The sequence below is a fragment of the Pseudomonas sp. DW-iso17 genome (assembly GCF_058725345.1).
Window position 1 is genome coordinate 1 of record NZ_JBZXEA010000006.1, and the last position, 24,497, is coordinate 24,497.

The 24,497-nt window shown below is 57.6% G+C and carries 7 protein-coding genes and 1 pseudogene; all 8 read right to left on the bottom strand.

Annotated features, from left to right (window positions below; translation table 11 throughout):
• Positions 1-262: 262 nt before the first annotated feature.
• A complete protein-coding gene (locus AC4PS6_RS05140) occupies positions 263-532 on the bottom strand; it encodes a hypothetical protein (protein WP_032902385.1) in 270 nt (89 codons plus the stop codon).
• 615 nt (positions 533-1,147) lie between these two features.
• A pseudogene (locus AC4PS6_RS05145) lies at positions 1,148-1,522 on the bottom strand (polymorphic toxin type 43 domain-containing protein); the annotation flags it as partial.
• Between the two features lie 26 nt (positions 1,523-1,548).
• Complete coding sequence (locus AC4PS6_RS05150; protein ID WP_103451479.1) at positions 1,549-1,821, bottom strand: colicin immunity domain-containing protein; 273 nt, start codon at positions 1,819-1,821, stop codon at positions 1,549-1,551.
• Positions 1,818-18,884 (bottom strand): hemagglutinin repeat-containing protein, encoded by a 17,067-nt coding sequence (locus AC4PS6_RS05155; protein WP_492180744.1) that lies wholly within the window; start codon positions 18,882-18,884, stop codon positions 1,818-1,820. The genes AC4PS6_RS05150 and AC4PS6_RS05155 overlap by 4 nt, the downstream gene beginning before the upstream one ends.
• 33 nt (positions 18,885-18,917) lie before the next feature.
• A complete protein-coding gene (locus AC4PS6_RS05160) occupies positions 18,918-20,639 on the bottom strand; it encodes a ShlB/FhaC/HecB family hemolysin secretion/activation protein (protein ID WP_336827447.1) in 1,722 nt (573 codons plus the stop codon).
• Positions 20,640-20,910: 271 nt separating this feature from the next.
• Entirely contained in the window at positions 20,911-22,770 is a 1,860-nt protein-coding gene (locus AC4PS6_RS05165; protein WP_336827448.1) for a calcium-binding protein, read from the bottom strand.
• Between the two features lie 369 nt (positions 22,771-23,139).
• Positions 23,140-23,757, bottom strand: a complete 618-nt coding sequence (locus tag AC4PS6_RS05170) for a hypothetical protein (protein ID WP_020302730.1) — start codon at positions 23,755-23,757, stop codon at positions 23,140-23,142.
• Positions 23,757-24,455, bottom strand: a complete 699-nt coding sequence (locus AC4PS6_RS05175) for a hypothetical protein (RefSeq protein WP_019817111.1) — start codon at positions 24,453-24,455, stop codon at positions 23,757-23,759. The genes AC4PS6_RS05170 and AC4PS6_RS05175 overlap by 1 nt, the downstream gene beginning before the upstream one ends.
• Positions 24,456-24,497 lie beyond the last annotated feature (42 nt).

Sequence of the window (24,497 nt, forward strand, 5' to 3'; positions counted from 1 at the left end):
CAAGAGAACGATTTAAGTATCGCTTCTTGGCGTCCGTTGTCACGGGACAGGCCCAAGATTTATTTTCCAGAGACTGTTAAGGGGCGAAAAATCATGCTCAAAAAGGGCGTATTGAGCAGCTAGACCGTAGGTCGTCAGGGTGGGTGCAAAAGGGATGCAACTTGACTGCAGAAAGGATGCAAGAAGGCGGCAAAAAGGGTGCAGATTGGGTGCAAAAACACCGGCGCTAAGCCGGCGTCAGATCACATCTAGGCCCCTACAATTAACAAAAGACATTCAAACCACAAGCAGAGATAAAATCACGTATCGGTATATCAAGAAAGCTACTCTCTCCAGCGGAAAGAACATCTTGCAATGTGACGATGCCTTTTTCAAAGTCCAAAGAAACGTCAAAGCAATTAAACTCGAACTCCCTGAACAGAACGCTCTTTGAGCAAATCCGCTCATCAAAGGCATCTTTCAAAATAGAGCGAACGCTGTCGTCCAACTCTTGGGCGACAAATCGTTCTATTATTGTGCCGCCACTGCTCATAACCACTCCTAACTAGTACGGGAATGCAGTCTGAATCACACCATCCCGAACATTTATTTTGATTGTCGATGTTGGAGCGCCTGAGACGTTAGGAAAAAAGGGGACAGATTTATTTTCCAGAGACTCATTCCTTATATCTGAAAGGACTCGTCAAACCTATAAATAAATCTGCCCCCTTTTTTTTCAAAGTTATTGGCAGTTCGCCTGTCGCCTTTGCACAAATTAACTATTAAGAAGGCGCTTTAACTCCTTTTTTGCCAAGTGCCGATTACTTTGTGAGACAGCCTTATCTGTTGACAATCTTTTCAGATCATCCACAAAGGAAGAGGCCTCTTGGACCGAACTGTGCGCGATCCAAGAAATGGCGAGTTTTATCCAATAGTCAGAGTCGTGCTTCAGCCCTATCTCTGCCACACTCATGCAGGGAAAGTCGAGACCTAACGCTTGCCTAACACTTTCAATAGGCATCTCAAGCAATGAGATAATCCGCCTAAAGTCTGACGAACTAACTAGAGGAAGTACAATCTCATTACTTACAAGTTTCCAGCAACCAGACTCATCTCTGTAAATTATGAAATCGCTACCCAAGATAGTTTTTTCAGAATCAGTCATAAATTACATTCCAGGATGATGTTTGACATTGAGATCGTACTGCTTAAGAGTCTGCTCAAATTTAGCTCTGACCTCAGGCGTCCAGTTCTTCCAGTAGTGCCCACTAAATTCATTAGTGATTACCTCCCCGTTGGGCCCTCGCCGAAACATACCACCAACGAGAGTCGACCCATCGGACTTTATTGTCTCTGCCAACTGTTGATGAGGAGAGACTCCAAGGTTATTGGTTGATTTACCGACAGCAAAAGTATTCGTTTTAGGATCAAAAACAAACTCAATGGAACCGTTTTTTGTGCTAGGAAAATAATTCTGTATAGCCTTAGATGATACCGAACCCGGCTCCAAGCCTAATACTCCAGGTGCAGGGCCTGAACCCTGCCAGCTTGTGGTTGCTTTTGCACCAACTAATCAGCGACTATTTTTTGCAGCAAGCTTGCGACTTCAACTCTAAGTCTTTCATCGTCAAATTCATACTCTTCCCTTGATTCTTTTGGTTCGTACATATCCGCAGCACAAAAGATACTGGACAAGCACTCGCTCAACGAAGGCTCATCAAGCTGAAGGACATTGCTATCCCGCTCAATTTTCCAAAGCTCCATATACGCTTCAGAAAAAATTTCGGCTTTCAGCCTTCCCGCTACATACGATCTTGCAAATTCCAAGATAGTAAGACTCATCGCAGAACTCCATTTTTAATAAAGTTTTCAAACTGCTGAGTTCCCGGTGAGAGCTTAAAGCCCGTCACAAAATTTCCTGACGCATCGAGCACAACAGCGTTGTTGGTAGTCGAATTAAAGAACACTTTGGAGTCTTTTACAAATCCGTATGTGCCTTGCTGAGTCGTAGAAGGGGACCCCATGTGAGTTTTGATTGCAGACTCATACTGAGCAAGAGTTTCAGGATTTTTCTTTGTAGTCACCACACCAAAATCAGAAGCATGCTTGAATTTTTTATCGAGCTGCTTCTGGGTAACGCTAGTTAATGACTCAGCAACGCTATTACCTTTTGCACCGTTCTCCTCACTGTACATGTTTCCCGGATCAAGTCGATGCTCCGGCGTCACATACTTGCCATCATCCTGTCGCCCGTCCAGCGGCGTCCCACCGGTATGAACCGTCGGAGCAACCACACTGCCATCACCAAATCCGCCACTGCTCGGATGCACGGCGATGTCAGTCAGGATCGGATTGACCAGACTGCGATTGCTAGGATCAAGCAGGTGGATCGGGAATGCCGTACCGACAATCACATCCCAGATCAGTATGCTGCTTTTCATGCTTTGCGCAGCATTCTCTCCAGTTTTGGCTGCTGCCTCAACCATGGAGTTTGCCGCAATACGCAAGTTTTCCTGAGTGGTTGGGTTAGCTGCAACTAACGCGCCTCCTATGGCTGTGATGCCCGCCATAGCGAGAGGTATCGCCGGTAAGAAGTTATTTTCTCCATGACCGCTTTTATTCAAGCTCGTTAGCAACGTCAACACTTGCTGAGCTTTTTGCGGGTCGTCTCCTGCTATCTGAGTGATCTTATCTGCCAGTGCTTGAGTTTCAGGAGAGTGGTCGTTATTTGTGATATTGCCAAGCACTCGGTTGACGATAGCGGACCGTTCGTCTACGTGGCGACTACCTAGCTGCCTAAAAGCAGCCTTGCCTTCCATCATGCGGCCAACCCAATCAGGGTTTGTGCCTTGCGCAATCTCCGAACCAGCGCCGAGCAGGTCCACCATCTGGAAAATCGTCTCTTCGGTTCTGTCACCTAACTTGGCGGCGTCGGTTTTCCATTGTTCTAATGTTGCCTTTGGGGATGTCACCGCTTTCAACGAAGAGTCAGTTACATACAGATCCGTACGTTTTTCCTGGTCCTTGGTAACTTCGTAAGCCTTATCAACATCGCGATTGAGCCCCGTCACTGCAGATGTAGCATCGCCCACATCCCGCACAACGATCTCACCCGCGCCCACTGTCGCGCGGACTGATTGCTCGCGGTCCTTATCGTACTTCCAGCCAGTAACACTCCACCCCGTCTGCCCCGTCTTGCCTTTACCGACCTGGCTCGGATCCTGGGTAGTGCTTTCACCGTTTTTATAGGTGCCACCGACGTTCAAGTAATACCCGTGCTCTTTATCTTCTCCAGAGATGTCTCTGAACCCCAGCGTGCCGGTGTCCAGTTTCAAGTTGCCATTGTCCGAAGCGATTAAAGCGCCATCGAGTTGTGTGTGCTTCTCCGTACGGATATCCAGCTTGTCGCTGGCGGTGATCCGCGTCTGGTCTTCGACCCAATTGGTTTTTCCAGAGGTCTGACCGTAACCAACCGAACCGCTGACACCGGCGCCCGGCCCGATGGTGACGGTGACACTTACATCAAATTCTTTGCCTTTGACTTTGCCGGTGTCTGGGACAGAAGAAACATTCAGGTCACCGCCGACCCGGCCAATGACTTTATCTCCCCGTAAGTCGGCACCTGCGACCTGGGTATCGCGGCCGCTCTCGAAGCCCAAACGATCTGCAGCATAGAGATAGGCATCCTGTTGACGCTGCCCTTCCCGGTCCAGGTTCCCTTTGCCCATGCTGACGCTGGCATAAACGCCGACCCCCTCATTACCAAAGGTAAACCCGACTTCGCCACCACCACTGTTTCTATTACTGTCGCTTGAACTGTCGTTCTGCGCAGCACGGATGCTCAAGTCGTTTCCTGCCTTGAGATCGATGTCGCGACCAGCCTTGGCTTGCGTACCTACCAGGCTCAGGTCATTGCTCGCGTTCAGGTTAATATCGCGCCCGGCCTGAGCTGTCGTGACGGTAGAAGTACCGTTACTACCCTTCTCACTAGCAACGCCATGGCTCCCACCTACGCCTAACTTTATGCCACCACTGGTACCGCCATGGATGCCACCCCAGCTCTGACTCTCACTGTCATTTTGGTTAATGCTGCCCTTCGCTACATCAAGCGAAACATCCCGACCTTTGATGTTGATATCACGGCTGGCATTCAACTGGCCGCCGCTGATGGCCACATCATTCCCGGCGACCAAGTTGAGATCTTTACCGGCCTTCAGGGTCGATGAGCGATTGGTCTCTTCAATCAGCTGCGTGCTGGTGCTGTGCTTGCTATTGCCGAATTTTACGTCCCCAGTAGGACCAGCAAGGAATTGGCCGACTGCATCAACACCTTTCAGCGTACTGGAGCCCTTGCTGATGTTGTCCTCTCCCTTCCCGGCCCCGCTCACCGCATCCTTGGTGTTGCCATAGTTGTGGTTGATAGCCACACTCAACCCGTTACGCTCCGTCTCCCGCTGCTGCTCCATCAGCAAACGCTCACGCGCCGCATCGATGTTGATATCCCGCCCGGCCGTCAGCTCAGCATCATTGGCAGCCGATATATCCGACCCACGCTGGTTGATATCGCGCTTGGCATTGATCGCCAAATCTTGCCCTGCATTGATCTGGCTGGCGGCTGCTGTTTGCTGCTCAAGTCTATTTTTCTCTGCACTTTTATCAGCGCCCACAAACAAGGTCACACCATTGGCGTCACTCGATACGCCAATACCGGTCTGTTTGCTTTTTTGCCAATCGCGCTCACTGGTACTGCTTTGGGCCGCAAGTACATTGACATCGCGCCCCGCATTGAGACTGACATCACGCCCGGCGCTGACCCCACTGCCCACCAAGTTAATATCTCGCTCGGCGTGCAAGTTCGCATCACGATCCGCGGACACCTGGCTCCCCACGCTGGTGCTGCTTTGGGCTTCCTGACCAGCTTTTTTGGCCGAGGAGATCGCAATAAACCCACCGGAGATCGTGCCGGTTTTCTTCTCGTATTTTTCACTACGGCTATAGGCGGTGTCGTTAGCAGAGACGAGGTTGATATCGCCCGTTTCCTTGACCAGTCCAGACCTCAACTCGACATCATTTTCTGCACTTATCTCACTGGCCCGCACCCGTACATCATTACCCGCCGCCACCACAACATCATTGCCCGCCTCCAACTCACTGCCCACTTGGCTGGCAGTGGTCTTCAACTGGCTCTTGCCGCTTTTGGACAGCCCCAGGAATCCAGACTTGGTCTTCTTGCTGTAGGAGCCATGTTCCTCGACACCCGACAACACCGCGACGTCCCCCGTGGCCCCCAGCAACATGTCCCCACCAGCCTTCAACTGGCTGCCAATCACGGTGACGTCACGCCCGCCGTCGATGCTCATCCCGCCATCAGTCTTCTTGGTGGCATTGATGGTCAGGTCTTTGCCGGCTTCCACGACGGAGGCTACGTTGGTGCTGTCGTAACTTTCCCGCTGCTGGCTTTTGCTACGACCGAACGAGCCCTTGCTCTTTTTCGAGTAGAACGAGGCGTCTTCGTCCAGTGCCGACAGGATGCTCACATCGCGCTGTGAGTCGAGGGCCACGTTGCCGCCGCCGGCGATTCGGCTGGCGGTGAGTTCCAGGTCTTTACCGGCATTGAGCGACACGTCGCCGCCGGCCGTCAGCACACTGGAAACCTGGCTGATGTGGTCCTTGGACTGGGTGACTTTCTTCGTCTTGCTGGAGGAATGCTGTTCGTCGGCAGCCGACGAAATACTCAGGTTCTCAGTCGTCGTGATGCTCAAGTCGCGCTTGGCGTCGATACGGCTGGCAATGGCGCTGAAGTCTCGCCCTGCCGATACCTTGAGGTCGCGGCCGGCCTCCACACTGGCGCCGTTTTGCGTCACGGTTTCGGTACGCAGGCGGTTGCCCAGGTCCAAACCATTGCGTTGCTCAACGGCATCGATGTGCACATCGCGGCCAGCGACCAATGTGGTGTCACGCCCGCTTTGCAGCACGCCACCGGTATTGGCGATGTCACGGCCTGCATTCATCGTCAGGTCATTAGCTGCCTCGATGCGTGACGCACTGTCGAGATAGTCGCGGCGCTCAGCGGTGCCGTTGCCGGTACGGGTTACTGCACGGTCGTTGATCACATCACCCTTGATCGCCGTCAGCGTGACATCGCGTCCGGCGATGATGCCGCCGGACTTGTTGACGATGTTGTTACCCGCCAGCAGGTCGAGGCGGTTGCCGGCTTCGATCAAGCCGCTGTTGATCAGGTCATTGCCCGCTTTGGCGGACAGGTTGTTGGTGGCACGCAGGGTCCCGGCGTTCTCCAGGTTTTCGCCGGCGATCAGGTTAAGGTCGTTGCCTGCGATCAATGCGCCATTGGGTGCAAGACGATTGTCGGCCTGGGCCATGTACAGCACCGGCACCAGCACCTTTTCACCGTTCACTTCGTGCTGTTCGAGCCAGACGATGTCATGGGTCAGCGCCGCGACCTGTTGCGAGGTCAAGGTAACGCCCACTGCCAGGTTCAGTTGCTGCTTGCTCTGGATCGCATTGTCCATCAGGTACTTGAACAGCTTTTCGTCGGTGTTCTGGCCGTCGATAAAACGCTGCCCTGTGCGTGCTTGCACGGCCTGCTGGATCAAGCGTTGTTCATAGAGCCCGTCGCCCAGGCGCTTGGCACTTTCGTCCGGGTTGTAACCCAGCCCTGCGAGCAAGTAGTCGGAGCTCATGAACTGCTTGAGGTCGGTGAGCACCGGGTTGGTTTCGATCAGGTATTTATGTGGTTGCGACTTTGGCGCGGTAGGCGTGAAGCCTTGCACGCGGTTGATGGTCTGGCTGGCGACCGGAGTGGTTTGCGCCAGCGCATTGACCGGCTGGGCAATCACCTCCGCGACCTGGGTTGGGCTGCTGCCCGCACCTTGTGCGACGGGTGTGTTCACCACCGGCTGCACGCCTGGCATAACCGGCGTCACGCCAGGGATGTTCAACGTCGGCCGAGCGGGCTCGCCCGGTGTGGCGACCTGAACGTGGGTGTCCCTTTGGGTCAGCGCCAGGTCTGGCTGATCCGCAGGCCCTGTGACCTTCGCCACTGGCGGCGTTGAACCGCTGGACGGATCTTGGGCGTTGATACCGTCGCCCCGGGCGATTTCACCTGGGGTGATCTGGCTGGGCGTCCAGCCACTGCCGTTGGCCACATCGCCGGCCCCGGCAACGTTAAGTGTTCTGGTGGTGGCGGTGACACCACTGACCTGACGTGCAGTGGAGTCCACCTGACGCGTAGCTGCGCCCTGTTGAGTGACGCTTTTGAAATCGAAGGTGCGCGTTTCAAGCGCCGGTTGTGCATCCTGGCGTTGAGCCAGGCCGAGGGTCGCACCGCCCATGGTCCAGCTTTGTGGGCCACTGGTGGCTTGGGTGGCCTGGGCATCCTCACCCGCCCGGCTACTGAGGCGGAACAGTCCGTGAGTGCCCGTGGGCAAGGTGAACCCGCGTAGCGTCAAGGGGTTGACTTGTTGTTGGGCCAAGTCCGGTGGCAGCTGCGCATTCAAGTCGATTGCAACAACAGCATTATTGACTGGACGAGTGGCATCAAACCCACGTCCGGAACCTGACGATATCGGCTGGCCCTCTTGGATGACACTGTTGACCAGATTCTTGCTGGCATTGATTTGAACCGCACCGCCAGCCTGAACGATGGCTTGGGCAGTGCCTGCACTGCCGGGCTTGGAGATCATCCGCTGATCGTAGAAATTGACTCCACTCAGAGTGGCCGGTAATGCCGACCTGGTGCCCGCGTTGTAGGCTGGCGCAGGAAACAGGGCTTGGAAATTGACATTGAAGGTCGTGTACGTTTTCCAACCAAACGTCAGGTTGGTTTGTCGCTGAGCCGTCCCCCCCATTCTTGTGTAGGGCGTCACCATCGACTCGTTCCAGTTTTGATCCCAGAAATGCAGGGTTCCCGCGCGTCTCGAACCGGAGCCTTGAAGCGTATAGGACGGATCATTCGCAGCGTTGTAATCCATGATCGAACGCCAGAAACGGGAGATATTCTTGTCTTCCTTGAGGTTAGGAAGGTCGAAAGACTTGAGAACCGAATACTTTCCTAATGTGGCGCCAACGTTACTGAAGTTTTCCAGCGCAGCACTGATATTGCCGGTGGCCGAAATAACCGAGGCAGAGTTCAACAGGCTACGTCCCTGAACATCCAGGTTCCTGCCGGACGAGATGCTTGCGGACACCGACTCCGCATCCACCTTGGATTCATATTCTTCCATCAATACCATGTGCCCGGCCCGTGCCGACGTGCCTCTCATCCCGATAGCGCCGGAAACCAATGTCGATGAAACATTGAAGAATTCTTTTTTGTTTTCTATCGCGCCCACATGGAGCGTCATATCGCCCGCGCTTTCCAGGTTGGCCGAAATATTGTTCAGGGTGCCCGCCCAATTGCCCTGTATATCCCGGGCGACAAAGAGTTTGCCCAGGCTGTAAACATCCGCGTTTTTATTGGTAAAACTCTCGGCCAGCAGCGACATGTCACCACCGCTGATGATCGCGCCGCGCTCGTTGAGCAAGGTCTGCGTGTCAATCAGCATGCCCTCACTGCTGCCAAGAGTGCCCGCGTTAGTCAGCGCTCCAGCACTGATCGCCAAATTGCCCATGGCGCTGATACGGCCCGAGTTAGTCATTTGGCCTGCGACGCTGATGGTAGCCCCCCGGCCCCCCGTAATACTTGAAGCAGCATCAAGGTTTAACGAAGCGGCGCCGACGTTCAGGGTATCTACGCTGCTGATACGCCCACTGCCGCCGTAGGTCCCCGTTAGCCCCAGGCTGAGCGTGCCATCACTGGCAATCAACCCGTTATTCACCCAACTGCCACCCTTACCTTCCAGGTGCGTCGAAGCCAGCAACTGCCCGGTTTCCGTCTGGGTAAAGTGATTGACGTTGACGTTCAATCGCCCTGCCTGAATGACACTGGTGTTGGTCCAGGTATCCGCGTTCAGAGTCAGGCCACCACGAGTTACAACAGTGCCGCCCGCGCCGGTTACGTTGGGCAACGAGATGTCGAATGTGCCCTCACCCACATGCAGCAATTGGCCGCCGTTGTTCTGGAAGCTGGCGGCCGCCAGGGTCAGGTCCTGGTTGGCGGTTTCCACGGCGCCGTTACGGTTGTCGAACACGCTGCCGATCTGGAACTCTGTCTTGCCGGCGCGTCCCAGGGCGCGCAACTTGCCGCCCTGGTTATCGATGGCGTTGGCGGCCACGGTCAGGTTGTTGGTGCTTTCGATCAGGCCGTTGTGGTTGGTCAGTTGGCCATCGAGGCCAAGCGCGATCTGGTCACCGGCAATCTGGCCGGCGCTGTTTTCCAGGGCGCTGCCATTGATGCGCATCAGGCCCTTGGCATACAACGCGCCCTGCTGGTTATTGAGGGTGGCAACCGTCAGCCATGCATCGCTGGTTTGCGCGCCGAGATAGCCGCCCTGATTATCGAATTGACCGGCATTGAGTAGAAGGCGCTGGCCTTGAATCAAGCCGCCCTTGGGGCTGCCATTGAGGTCATGGCCATTGCGAAGCACTCCCACCACACCGGCTTCAATGGCGCCCTTGAGACTGGCGAGCACACCGCTACGGTTGTCGAGGTTCCCGGCCTTGAGGTGCACGTCACCGGTCTGGCTGATGATATTGCCGCCTTGGTTGTCGAGATGGCCATTGACCTCGACACGCAGGCCGTTCTGCCCCTGCAACTTGCCCTGCGCGTTCGTCAGGCCAAAGGCGTTGATGCGCAGGTCGCCGTCCTGGCTGTAGATCAAACCGTCAGCGTTGTTTTGAACGATGGCGCTGGCATCGATGGCCAGCGGACCTTTGGCCGCGACGGTGCCGCCTTGGCTGTTGTTCAGGCCGCCCATGGCCAATGACAGGCGTCCCTGGCTGGCCAGTTGGCCGCCTCGGTTATCCACCTCGATGGCGCGCTGGAGTACCAACGACCCAGTGCCTGCGATCTTGCCGTTGACGTTGCCAAGGTTGCCTTGCAGGTTGAGCACCAGATGGTCGTTACCCATCAGCGAGCCACCGGTGTTGAGCAAGTTGCCACCCAGGAAGTTCAGGTTGCGCAGGGCCGTGATATTACCGGCACTGTTGTCGAGGTCGGCCGCGCTCAGATCCAGCGTCGAGCCGCTGTCGATCAACCCACCTTGGGTGTTGTTCAATGCGCCAATCACGTTCAAGGTCTGCTGCGCGCCGCTGGAGATAACACCTTTGTTGCTGTTATCCAGGCTCGCGGCGCTGACACTCAACTGCCCTTGGCTGGCCAACGCCCCTTCGCCACTGTTGAGCAAGCTGCCACTGAGGCGCACGTCAAGGTCGCCGTTGCGACTGGACAGCGTGCCTTTGTCACGGTTATTCAAGTGAGTGCCGATCAGGTTGAGGCCCTGCCAACCCGATATCAGGCCGCCGCGGTTAACCACGTCGCCTGCATTGAGCGTGAGTAACTGTTGGCTGATAAGCGTGCCGGCGCTGTTGTCCAGGCTGCGCCCCGTCAAGCTAAGTGCATTTTGGCTGGACAGTTCGCCGCCCTGGTTTTGCAGGTCGCGTAGGCGTTTTAAGGTCAACGGGCCTTTGGCAAAGATCAGGCCCTTGCGGTTATCCAGATCACCGTTTGCCAAGTCGACGCTCAGGCGCTGCTCACCTATCAACCTGCCGCCACGCAAGGCCATGGACGTGAGCGTGAGGTCCATATCACCCTTGGCCGATACCTCGCCGGCGTCACTGGCGTCTAAACTCAGGGCATTGAGTTCCAGGCTGCCCTGGCTGTTGATCAGGCCTTTGGCGCTGTTGTCCACGGCCAACGCATTGAGCGTCAGCGCGCTGGTACCCAGCAGGCTGCCGCCCTGGTTATTGAAGTTGCCCGCGTTGACTGTCAATGCCTGCGCGGCGTTGATCAAACCTTGTTGCCCGTTGCTCAGCAGCCCAGTGCTGGTCAATTCAAGGCCACCACGGCTGGTGAGCGTACCGCCGCTGTTATCGACCACGGCCGCTTGCGCACTCAGGCTTGCACCTGCAACCAAACCCTTGATGTTAGTGAGTACCTGGTCGATACGCAGTGTCAGGCCCTGGTTGCTGAGCAGGCGACCACCGCTGTTATTCAGGTTGCGCGCCACGATATTGAAGGCCTGGCCACTGGAGATTTCACCGGCCTGGTTGTTCACACCATTGAGATGGTTGAGCACCAGCGGCCCGGTCGCGTTGATGAGGCCCTGCTGGTTGTTGAGCTGGCCATTGTTCAGGTCCAGGGTCAGGCCCGCGTTGCTGAACAGCTTGCCACCTTGTTGATCAAGCCCATCGACGCTGGCCGTCAGGGCCTGGGCACTGCCGATGTTGCCGGCGCTGTTGTTCAGTAGCCCAGCCTTCAGCTCCAAGGTGTCGCCACTGGTGAGACGGCCCCCAGTGTTATCCAGCGCGCCAGTGGTTACACTGACCGCCCCTTTGCCACTGAGCACGCCCTTCTGGTTCCCCAGGCTAGCGCTGCGCAGTTGCAGCGTGCTGTCAGTCACGAGCTCACCGCCCTCGTTGTCCAGAGCCCCCTGCGAACCCAGCACCAACGCGTCGGCGCTGGAAATCCGCCCCTGACGGTTGACTACGCTCGCCGCATCGACGCGCAGGCGCCCTTCACTGTTGAGCACGCCTTGAGTGTTATTCAGCTCCCCTTTCAGCTCAAGTTGCAGAAGCTGCTGGGCGAGCAGTTTGCCGTTGCTGTTGTCCAGGTCCTGAGCGCTCAGCATCAGCCGCTGAGTGTTGAGCTGGCCTTGGTTGCGATTAAGCAGCTGGGTGAGCGTAAGGTTTAAGGATTGCCCGGCCAGCACACGACCCGCATCGCTGTTATCCAAGGTGTGCCCTGTAACGGTCAGGTCGGCGTTGGTCGATAGTTCGCCACCACGGTTGTCGACCCGATCGACCAGCAGTTTCACCGCCTTATCGGCGCCAACCAGGCCTTTGCGGTTGTCCAGGACCGCACCACGCACATCCACGGCTGTGGTGCTGATGAGTTGACCGCCGCGGTTACCGACCTGATCGATATCAACCGTCACCAAGGCTTTGCCCGATACATCACCGTCACGGTTGTCGAGTCGAGCGGAAGACAGCCGCATGGCGCCGTCGGCAATCAGCGTTCCGCGCTGGTTATCCAGCGCCTGGGTGGCAGAGACGTCCATGACGCCACGACTGTTGAGCAAACCATCAGTGTTGTCCAAGCGAGCACTGTTGGCGTTGAGGGCGGCTGCGCTGATCGCACCTTTGGCGTTGCCCAAAGCGTCTTGAATCTGCAGGGTCAGGCCCTGGTTACTGATCAGCTTGCCACCGCCGTTATCCAGGTTGCGAGCCGCCAGCACGAAGGCTTGCTGGCTGGAAATTTCGCCGCGCTGGTTATTGATATCAGCCAGGTTTTTCAACATCAGCAGCGGACTATTGATCAGGCCACCCACGTTGCTCAGTTGGCCGTGGTTCAGGTCCAGGTCGAGCTGGGTGTTGCTGAACAGTTCACCGCCCTGTTGATTCAGGCCGGTGATCGCGGCGGTAAGATTTTTACTGCTGGCGATACGTCCGCTGTTGGCCACCTGGGTGGCTGCCAGGTCCAGGCGATCAGCGCTGGTGATACGGCCAGTGTTGTTCAGCGTGCCGGTGGCCAGGGTCAGCGCGCCACGGCTGTTGAGCAGGCCTTTGGGGCCGTTGTCCAGGCTCGCGCTGGTGAGCGTCAGGGCGGCATCGGTCTCCATGACGCCGCCCTGGTTGGTGATAGCACCGCTGGCAGCAAGTGTGAGCGCGCCCGCCGAAGAGACGGCACCCGCGTCGTTGTTGAGCGTCGCGCTGCTCACCTGCAGGGTACCTTCGCTGCTGATTTTGCCCAGCTGGTTATCCAGCCGACCATCCAGTTCAGTGCCGGGAATGACGACCAGCGACATGCTCAGCGATTGCTGGCCCGCGAAAGTGCCTTGGCCGTTATCCAGGCGCGCGCCGTTGAAGCGGTTGTCCCGGGCGAAAATCATCCCTTGGGCCTGGTTGATCACATGGGCCACGGCCAGTTCCAATGCGGTACCGGCGATCAGTTTGCCCGCGCTGTTATCCAGGTGCTGCGCCTTGAAGTCGATGCTGCTCTGGCTGGAAATCTCGCCCGCACGGTTATCAATGGCGTCGACCGTCAGTGTCAGCGCTTTTGTGGCGCCTACCAGGCCGCCATCGCGATTGTCCAGGGAGGCCCCGCTCAAGCTCAGCTCGTCCTGGGCAACCAGTTCACCGCCCTGTTGGGCCAGTACACCGATAGTTGCCTGTAGATCCGCCTGGCTGGCGATTCGGCCAGCCGCGTTTTGCACATTATCGGCAGTCAGTCGCAGGGGCCCTGCTGCACTCACCAGCCCCTTCTGATTACGCAATTGTTGTCCGGAGAAGCTCAGGGCCGCTTTGCTGCTGAGCGAACCTTGCTGATTGTCCAACTCACCCACATTGAGCTGAAGGTCCTTCTGGGCAAGGATCACACCACCACGGTTGTCGACGTTCGCGCTGTGCAGCGTCAACAGGTCCTGCCCGGTCAGCCGCCCTTCGCGGTTATCCAGACGACCGGCACGCAGTTCCATCGCGCCTTTGGCCAACACTTGCCCTTTGGCCTGATTGTCCAGTAACCCATCAATCGTGGCCTTGAGTTGGCCGTCGCTGCCCAGTTTCCCGGCCTGGCGGTTATCCAGACTGGCGGCCTGCACGTTCAACGAGGTGCCGGCCCCGAGCGTGCCGGCCTGATTATTCAGCGCGCCCTTGACCTTCACATCCAGGCTGACATCACCGAGCACCTGCCCGGCAGTGTTATCCAAACTGGCCGCCTTCAGCTGCGTGTGGCCTGCGCTGACGATTTCGCCCTGGTCGTTAAGCAGGTCCTCATTGACCGCTAGGCGCGCATCCAGAGCGCTGCTGACCTTGCCTTCACGGTTGTCCAGGCGCGAGGCACCCAGCTCGACACCGGCGGCTGAAATCAGCCCTTTGACGTTAAGCAACGCCTGTTCGATTTTGAGGGTCAAGCCTTGGTCGCTGAGTAAGTTGCCGCCGCTGTTGTCCAGGGTGTCGGCACGCAAGGCAAAGGCCTTGGCGCTGGAAATTTCACCGTTACGGTTGTCGACGCTTTTGAGGTTTTTGAGCAACAACTGCCCTGGCGCGTTGATAAAGCCATCGGCGTTATTCAAGTGCCCCTGGTTCATGTCCAGGGTCAGTTCGCTGTTGCTGTAAAACTCACCGGCTCCGCGCTGGTCAAGGCTGCTGAGGCTGGCGTTGAGCGCCTGGCCACTGGCGATACGGCCCTCGAAGCGGTTGTCTACGTCGGTCGCTGTCAGGTTGAGGCGATCAGCGCTGGTGACACGGCCTTGATGTTGGTTAAGCAATACACCTGTGGTCAGTTGCAGCGCACCGTCAGCCACAATGCGCCCGTGGCTGTTGTCGACACTGCCTGCATTTACCGTCGCCGTATCAGCGCTGAGCACCTCGCCGTTCTGATTGGCAAGGGCATTGGCGGCGCTCAACAGTAACGCCCCGCCGCTGCTGATACGCCCGCCGTTGTTGCCAAAGCTGGCGCTGCGCAGTTGCAAGGCGGCGTCGCTGCGCATGACGCCTTGGCTGTTGTCAGCCTGCCCGGCCAGGGTCACGTCCAGGTTGCGTTTGGCGTAGACACTGCCTTGGGCGCTGTTATCCAGGCTGGTGGCCTTGAGGTTGACATCCTGCTGCGCAGAAATCAGGCCCTTGAGCTGGTTGTTCAGCCTGTCGAGCGTCAGCTGGAGCGTACTATTGGCCAGTACGCGACCGGCATTGCTGTTGTCCAGCTCACGGCCCATCATCGTCAGTTCGGTAACGCTGGAAACTTCACCCCCTCGGTTGTCCAGCTTGCCGATGGACAGGTTCATGGCTTTACCCGAATTGAGCAACCCGGCCTGACGGTTGTCCAGCTCGTCCCCCTTGACTTGCAACTGCCCGACCGACGTGATGCTGCCACCTCGGTTATCCACGCTACCCACCACAAGGTGCGCCTCACCCTTGCTGGTCAGACGGCCCTTGGACTGGTTGTCCAGGCTGGCAGCATTGACCGTCAGCATCTGACCGGCAGCTAGCGTGCCTTTGTCATTGTTGACCGCGCCGTGGCTGGTCAAGGTCAAGCGGTTATCGCCCTGGATGCGCCCTTGACTGTTGTTCAGCGCAGCCACTTCGACTGTCGAGTGCTGACCCAGCAATTCACCGTTGCGGTTGTCCAGCACACCTTCTACGCCGAGGTTCAGGTCGGAAACGGCACTCAGTTTGCCGCCCTGGTTGTCCAGGCTGGCGCTGCTGACCTGCAAGGCTGCCGCGGAAATCAGGCCACGGGTGTTATCCAGTGCCTGGGCGATTCGCAGGGTCAAGGCTTGTTGGCTGAGTAACTTGCCGTCCGATGTGTTCAAGGCGGTTGCCGCCAGCTCAAAGGCGTGGGCGCTGGAAATTTCACCGCCCTGGTTATCAACGCTGCCCAGTTGCTTGAGCAGCAATTGCCCCGGCGCGTTGATCAAACCACCGTTATTGTTTAGGTAACCACCTTGCATATCCAGGCTTACATCGGCTTGGCTTGCGACATGCCCGTTACGGCTGTTGTCCAGTGCAGTAACGGTCATCCCCAACTGAGTGGCACTGCGCAGTTCTCCGCCTTGGTTGCTCAGGTTGCCCGTTGCAATCTTCAGCTCGCCAGCACTCGATAGCGTTGCGTCATCGTTGGTTAAACCACCGGCATTGATGGTCAGGCGAGCATCGCTGCGCAGCGTGCCTTGGGCGTTGTTCAACTGACCGCCAACATCGACGCCCAGTTGGTGTTTGGCGTACAGGCTACCGCCCGCGCGGTTATCGATGCCTTGTGCACTGATCTGTACCTGCTCAGCGGCAATACGACCGTTGAGCGAGTTGTTCAAGTCAGCAACGTTCACCTGCAAGTCAGTGCCGGCGCTCACCAGCCCCGCTTGGTTGAGCATATTCGCGGCTATACGCGCCGTCAGCGACGCATCGCTGGTCAGGGTGCCCTGACGGTTATCCAGGCTGGCGCTGTTGACGGTCACGCTTTGCCCGGCGGCCAATGTGCCTGCCTGGTTGCTGATCGCGCCACCCGCTTGGAGCACCAGCGTTCCATCACCCTGCACCAGGCCCTGGTCGTTATTGAGCGTCCCAACCCCAAGCACCAGGTGCTTGCCTAGCACCTTCGCGCTGCGGTTATCCAGCTCGCCATCGACTTGCAGGTTGAGGCCCTCCACCGCAGCGAGTCGACCGGCCTGGTTAATCAGTGTGCCCGCACGTACCTCCAGGGCCTTGGCGGTTAACCCACCTTTGGTATTGTCCAGGGCGCGGGCAATGCGCACGCTCAAGGCTTGCTCGCTGAGCAACTTGCCGGCGCTGTTATTGAGTTGATCCGCATTCAGATCGAAGGCTTGGGTGCTGGAGATTTCGCCGCCCTGGTTATCGACGCTGTTCAGTTGAGTCAGCAACAACTGGCCTGGGGAGTTGATCAAGCCGCCTTGGTTGTTGAGGTGACCCCGATTGAGGTTCAGGCTCAAATCGCCTTGGCTGAAGAGTTGGCCGCCATTGCTGTTGTCCAGGTGACCTACGGTCAACTGTGCGCCTGAATCGGCACTGAAACTTCCGCTTTGATTGGCGAGCAAACCACCCACCCGGGCGTTAAGCCGATCACGGCTGTGAACTCGACCGCGTTGGTCGTTGAGCAAACTGGCAACGTCAATATCCAGGCCGCTGGCTGCAATCTGACCGGCACCATTGTTCAGTGCCTGGGCGATACGCAAGCCCAAGGCTTGATCACTGAGCAGCTTGCCGGCGCGGTTGTCGAGGCTGTTCGCCGCGACGCTAAACCCACGGGCACTGGAAATCTCGCCACTGCGGTTGTCGACGCTATTGAGATTATTCAGCGCCAGCTGGCCACTGGCATTGATCAAACCTGCATCGTGGTTGTCGAGGTGGCCGTTGCTCAGGTCCAGGGTTAGGTCGCTATTGCTGTAAATGCGCCCTTGGTCATGCTGGTCGAGGCTGGTGACACGGGCATTGAGAGCCTTGGCGCTGTAGATTGATCCACCTTGGCTGTTATTGACCGGGCCGGCCGCCAGTTCAAGGGCGCCACCACTGGCGAGCACGCCATGTTGTTGGTTATTGAAGTTCCCGGCATTGACCTGTGCAGCGGCCCCCGATTCGATGCGGCCCTGCTGCTGATTATCCAACGTGCCGGCGATATTCAGCCCCAGCTCGCCCTGGCTGGTGAGGATGCCTGACTGGCTATTGTCCAGTTGCCCCGCGTTGACCCGCACCATCTGCCCGGCCACCAGGCGACCGTTTTGATTGTTCACCGCCGCGCTGGCAGTCAAGCGCAGCGCCTGGCCCGCAGATATCAGGCCGGCGACGTTGTCCAGGCTGTCGACCTGCAAGGTGACGTCAGCAAGGCTTGAGAGCTCGCCCTTGCGATTGACCAACTGCCCGATGCGGCCACTGAGCCCTCGGTCGCCCACCACCAGGCCTGCGTCAGTATTGAGCAACTGCCCGGCATTGAGCTCAAGGCGTGAGGCGCTCAACACGCGACCTTGCTGTTGGTTATCCAGTTCTTCGGTCGTCACCTTCAGCTGGTTTTGCGCGCTAAGGGTGCCGCCGCGGTTGTCGAGAGTGCCATCCACATTCACGGCTAGGTCACGACTGGCGATGACGGTCTTGCCGTTGTTATTCAACTGGGCGGCAGTGACGTGGATATCGCCCTGAGCATTGCGCGTCCGATCAGCGTTGACACCCGCTTCGATGACGCCGTTGTTGGTCAACACCCCACCGCTTTGCAGCGCCACGCGATCACGCGCAGCCAGGCTTTTTTGATTGAGCAAGCCGCCTTGCGTCTTCATCTCAAGCACACTGCCCGCCGCGACCACGCCCTGGGCTTCAACGCTGCGGGCCTTCACGTCAATGGCGCCGGCCGCCGTTGTCTGGCCCATGACCACATGGCCACCGGCATCAATCTGAATATCACCGCCAGCGACCATGTCCCCCGACAACTTCACGCCGACACCCGCCTCGGTCCCCACCAGCTTGACTGCGCCCACATACATGCCGCCCAGTGCCGACGAGTCAATCGCCAGATCCGGCGCCTGGCTGCCATCCGCTGCCCGCGCCGTGGCATTCAGGGTGCGAGCGTCGACGTCGTTACGACCAGCGACGATGGTGAGTTTTTTCGCCTGGATCTGCGCATTGATGGTGGCGGCGCGGGTGATGATTTCGAACTGATCGACGTTGCTGGCGTTCAGGCCGGCGCCTTCGATAGCCACACTGCCCTGGTCCACTTGGTAACGATTGATCTGGCCGTTTTCAATCACGGCTTTACCGGTGGTGAGCGTCGCTTGCGGGGTGTTGATAAAGCCGCAACCGTTACAGCTGATGCCATACGGGTTGGCAACGATCACATGGGCCGACTGCCCGGCCACTTCGGTGTAGCCGCGCAGTTGGCTGGGGCTGCCGCCGTTGACTTCGTTGAGAATGATATTGGCCGCGGTGCCGTGGAGGTTGGGGTTGCCGACAATGATGCCGCCCAGTTGGGTGGACTGGGTACGGTCGGTGGCGTTATTGAGGATGACCCCGTTGGCGCCAACGTTGTAGTCATGAAACTGGTTGTGCGAGAGGCCGTTGGCGTTCGGCGTGGCGATGTTGACGATGGGCACGCCATTGCCCGCTTGTCCGAGCGAAGTACCTGGAGCATTCACCACAATGCCGTCTGCCTGGGCCAGCAACGGGTGCCAGAACATGGCGTTGGCCAAAATCAATGCCAACCCACGTTTAGGCAGCCCCAGGAAATGGGCGCGGCTTTTTACGGCAGCAGAAGGCTGGCGCGCGAGGAATGCGTACTGGCGAACGTCCATGTCATGTCTCGAAGCCCGAAGGCGGTCAAAAATTTAAAGGAAAAAGTCCAGACGGAAATAGATCGGCGCTTCACGGTCCGTGATCGCTTCCGGTCGTTCCAAAGAGTGTGCAAAGGTCACGCTGGCCGCGACGTTCTTGCCGCGCGCAAACAACTCCACCGAGTTGCTGCTCATGCGCCCATGCTGCTCGGCGTTGTAGCGGCCATGGCTGATGACGCCCTGGTCGTAGCCCAGGCTGGTGCCGTATTCAGTGAGCACCGGCTGCATCCAGGCCCAAGTCACCGGCCGACTCCAGCGCAGGTCGTTGCGCCAGTAGCCGCCGCTGTCGCCGGCAAGCATTTGGTCTTTGTAGCCACGAATCGACGACTGCCCGCCGAGGCTCATGCGCTGTGGGCTGAACAACACGTCTTCGCTGTGCTGACCGGTCATCAAACTGCTGAAACTGAGGGACTCACCCCACAGTTTGAATGGATACAGATAGCTCACCGTGGCGGTGTACTTGCGGTAGCGCGCATCGGGCTGCCCAGGCTTTGGATCGTGATTGGCCTGGGCATCGAATGCGCCGATGCCGTTTTGCATGCCAAGGTCAATGTTGAGGAATGAACCGCCGATACGCCGACCATGGTTGATACCCACTTGCGCTTCGCTGAGGCGGTTGCTGCTCAAGGCAAGCTTGCTGTCTTCAATGAAATTATTGGTACGAAGATAGGCGATGCCAGTGTTCAGAGATGTTTTGCTCAACGCATCACGATGGATAACCCGCTCCAGGCGCAACTGGTGATTCTGACTGTCGCCGGTCTGCTTGAACTTGAAGTGGTTGGCCTCGGCCTGGGAGCGGTACTCACTTTCGATGTAGCTGTACGAGAGGTTCCACCAACCGAACGGCAGGCTGTAACTGAGCATCGAATTGCGCGAGGTTTTCTGGTGATCGCTGACGGCATCGTGGCCGCCACGTAGCGAAAGCTGGTCGGCCAGGCCCAACGGATTGTCCCAATCCAGGCTGGCGCCCCACTGCTGCTCACCGGTGCTGCGCTGGCCGCCGTTGTGCCGCGACAGGCCAACACGCCAGGGCTTTTGCGAGGTGTTTTTGACCAGTACATCACTGCCCCCCACGGCCTTGCCCGGCGCCAATTCCATCTGCGCCTGGTTCGACGGCAAGCGGTTCAACTGATCGACCATCTGCTCGATTTCGCGCAGATTGAGCAGTTCGCCCTGCTTGCCGGGGAAGCTCATGGTCAATTGACGGTCAGTGATTCCGCTGCCTTCGGCAGCCTTCAGGCTCTCCAGCTTACCTTCGACCACTTGGATCTTGAGATTGCCGCTGGAAAGGTCTTGCAGCAGCAAATACGCGCGACTGGTGACCAGGCCTTTGGCCAGATAACGGTCGGTGATCACCTTGAGCACTGCGTTGAGTTGCGGCACACCAAGACATTGGCCGAGGTAGGGCTTGATCAGATGAGCTCGCTCACCTTCAGTCAGCGCATCCGCGCCGCCCAGCTCGATGGTTTTGATCGGGAAGCAGCGGGTGTCGACAGGTGTTGCCGAGGTTGCCGGCGCGGCGGCTTTACCCGGCAAGTCTTTGAGCTCCTCAAGGCGCCGTTGCTGCTCTTCGAGCAGGCGGTCCTGGCGGTCACGGATCAGGTCGGTGATGCCGGGGGCGTTCTGCGGCGTGGCCGCTTGCGCCCATCCGGAGGTGCCCAGGCAAAAAAAAGCGGACAGCAGGCTTAACCTGGTCCGACGCGGTAAACGCCACACTGTATAGATCCCTCTATATGGCTTTATGCCATCCAATGTGGCGATGATAAGATGTCATTTTGATGGCGTCAATTAACAGTGCAAACTCGTTCAACCCTTCACGCAGAGCGGCTCAGGCGTGAAAATGAAGAGTTTTTGCCCGTTTGAGTCCGACCGCTAGGCACTGATGCTGCGTGTGGTACCGAGTCATTGCGTCAAACAGCAGGCCATAAAAAACCCCACAGCTTCGGGGAGCCTGTGAGGTTTTACCTTCCGTTTCGCAGGTGTCGCATCACACCACGCTGATCATCTCTGCACTCAACTGCGCCGCATTGAACCCCACCAAGGTGACACTGCTGTCCCCCGCCAGAATTACGCTGTCACTGCCATGCTGGGTAGTGGCACCGAGCACGGCATCGGCGCTGGCAAACAGCGACTTGGCGAACACCAGCAGGTCCTGCCCATTCTGGTGAATGTTGAAGTCGCTGATCACGTCGTGGCCAAACCCGCGTTGATCGAAAACAAACAGGTCGCTGCCCACGCCACCGCTGAGTTGGTCATTGCCCAACCCGCCGATCAGGACGTCATTGCCGCTGGCGCCATACAGCGCGTCGTTACCCGTGCCGCCCAGCAATGTGTCGTTGCCGTCGCCGCCGTGCAGCAGGTCATTGCCAGCGCCACCGTCGAGCCGGTCATTGCCGTTCTGGCCGAATATCAGGTCGCGCGCGGCGGTGCCTTTGAGGGTGTCGGCCAGTTGGCTGCCTTCGATGGATCTGGCATACGCCTTATCGGCGCCGAACAGGCCTTCGAAGTCGAGTTTGCCACTGGTCACCGTATAGGCCGGCGTGAGGACCTCGCCAATGCCACCGAAGAGCCCGCCGAACACGGGCACCTGGCCGAGGCTATTGGCCAGGCCGGTTTCGAACTCCACATGCTCTACGCCGTGAAATTCCTTGAGGCCATATTGGCCGCTGCTGTCGTTTAGAAACAACGTGCCATCGCTGAGTTTCACCGCTTCGTAGGAAGATGCAGTGCCTTTGAGGAAGACTTTGTCGTTGCCTTCACCGCCGACGACAATATCGGTACCGGTACTCACGCGGAAACTGTCGTCACCCTTGAACCCGTCGAGGAAGTCATCGCTGCGCCCGTCCTGCAGCTTGTCCGCACTGTCGGTGCCCAGCAGGAAGGCCGGTGTGCCGTAATGGTTGGAGGTGGCGGTCTGTTTGTCGCTGACCCAGGTAAAGCTGCGGCTGATGGCGTCGAGATTGCTGATGATGATGGTGCTGTCGCGTTCGATGTAATCGTAGAAGGTCGATTGGGCGATACGCTGGATAGGGTTGATGAAAATGCCTTCCAGATGCGCGGCCCAGCCTGACAGGTTGGCAATCGAGAACGGACCATTGGGCCAGGTTGGCAGCGCGTAGATCGTGTCGAACAGCACGATGTTGTCAGTCGTCGAAGTGTAACTGGCGTCACTGCCTTGAAGCGCATCGATAATGGCGCTGCCCACGTTGGTCTCTTGCCCCGTGAGGCGGTGGACCACATCGTTTTCAAAACCGAAGTTGAAGATTCCGTCGCTGTTGCTGGACTTGGGCGACTCCATGCCAAAGTAGTCCGAATCCTTGAAAAAACCGTCTGCCAAAGTGTCCTTGCCGATATACATGCTGTTGGTGACAGAACCACCCTGGCTGTAGCCGGTTACCAGAACATCTTTGCCGCTCAGGTTGTGGTCGGTGGCGTAATCCTTGATTGAATTGAGCAGGTAGTCGTAGCCGTTGATATAAGAGTTATCGATCATCGCCGGCCAACCCAGCAGATCAATGGGTGAGTTAGTACCGGCAATGGAAAAACCCATTTTGACTAATTGGCCGCTGTCATCGTATTGACCAAACACCCTGGCCTGGGAGCCGAACACGCCGTCACCGGTAAAACTTCCAGTGATGTCGATGTGGCTGCTATCCACCTGCAGTTCGCTCGCGCCGATCTCACGCCAGCCCTTGGGCAGCGCGAAAGTGTTGCCCTCGCCCAGCACAAGCCCCGGAATGTTGTAGAGCGCGCCGACGGTCGCTACACCACTGGTGTAGGTGGCGAGGGTCCAGGCATCTGAAATCAGGACGCGGGCATCTTGCCCCTTGTAATCGAATATAGCCATGTCAGTACTCCTTGAGCCCAGCGATCAACACCGAAAGTCAACGGTAATACCTGATGCGTCGGGCTAAACAATATGCATTGAAGTTGTTGTTGTGCATTCTGTTCAGGCTGCTTCGTTGCTTAATATCGAGGTTGACCATTAAGGAAGCTCGTCAACACTAGCCTAGAAGTGCCGCGTTAAAGTGACCGACTATCGGATGATAAGGGTATGTACTTAGGGAGATAGACGACAAAAGCGCCATAAGCGCTGTTTATCGAACACGAGGTGAAGTTCTGTGTTGTTCGTGACTGGCGAGTCAAAGAAAATCAAACCCTTATAGCAAGTTGTGAACTGCAATAAGTGCTCAAGAAGTTCAGGTTTCTCTGGAACTCAGGAAGAATAAACCTCAGCACCTTGGCATACAGGCTGCTTGAACCTGGGTAATTGCTGCCGGGCCAGTTGCGCCTGCACGCCCGCGACCGCTTCAAGCACTCGTTGTGCCCAGTGCTCATCCTGCGGGTCGACCACCACCACGCGAAAGCCGTGGTCGTTGCCTTCAAGGCGCACGCCCTCGGAATCATCCACGTGCAAATCAATGTCGAAGGCCGGCGGAAATTTCGAGGGGGTGTTCGACAGCCCATGCACCGTGAGGGCGTGGTTATGCCGCTCGCTATTGACTACGCCGTCGACACGAATGCCGTACAGCATCAGCCAACGCCTGATGTAGGAAGGCGCCCTTCCCGATGAGGTATAGACCCAGATACTGCAACCCTGGCGCCGCAGTTGCCGCGTCAGCGAACGAGTGCCGATACGCAGCGGCTCTCCCCACCAACGATGAGCACAAGCCGGTAGCCAGCTGCTCTCGACGTCAGCGTGGTGGAGCTGGCAAGCCAATGTGTCGTCGATATCAAAGGAGATGCGTACGCGCGGGCGCTTGGCGGCACGCGTGAGAAGCGCCTGCTGGATGGCTTGCACGGCTCGGCTGGCGAGTGTTGGATACCGGCGCATTAATGGCCTCCCTGATAAATAGGCTGTGGTGCGTCGTTCAAGAAAAACGCCTTGGGATCCGGCGCCTGTTCCTCCAGGAAGGCGGCGTACTTTTTCTTGATCTTGGGCAATTCATACAACGCCTTGACCCCATGTTTGGCCGAGTTGCGGATTACCGAGGAAGGATTGAAGTAACCCTCGGCATTTTCCAGCGTCAGCACGAACGGTGGCAACCCGGCCCGCATCAGCAGATAACTGACGATCAGCGAACCACTGCGGTTGTTGCCTTCGATGAACAACTGCGGCTTGCTGAGGATGCGCACATACACACCGGCCGCACGCTTCCACACCGATTCACTGCGATACGCGCAGTACCAATTGAACAAGTCCTTGATACCGCCTTCAACGTTGTTGAAGAAGTGCTCCTCGGTGGCGGCCAGGTGCTGCGCGTATTCCACGCGGCGCGCCGGGTCGCTACCGCAGAGCACCGTGGCGTTGATCTCCAGCATCAGGTCCAGATGATGAAGGTCAAACAGGTCAACGCCCCGTGCGACATAGTCGTCAACCAGCGCATAGCCTTCAAGCACGTTGTGCAGCACTTCGTCGGTCAAGGGGTCGCGCGGCTCGGTAAATTGCGTGCTGAGCTCGGCAAAGCGGCTCTGCACTTTGCGGAGCGCGCGTTCAATCGCTGACAAATCAAGACGATGCGTTGCAGACATTGGCAATCCTGGGCTGACGGTGGCGCACCTGTGGTTTCTATC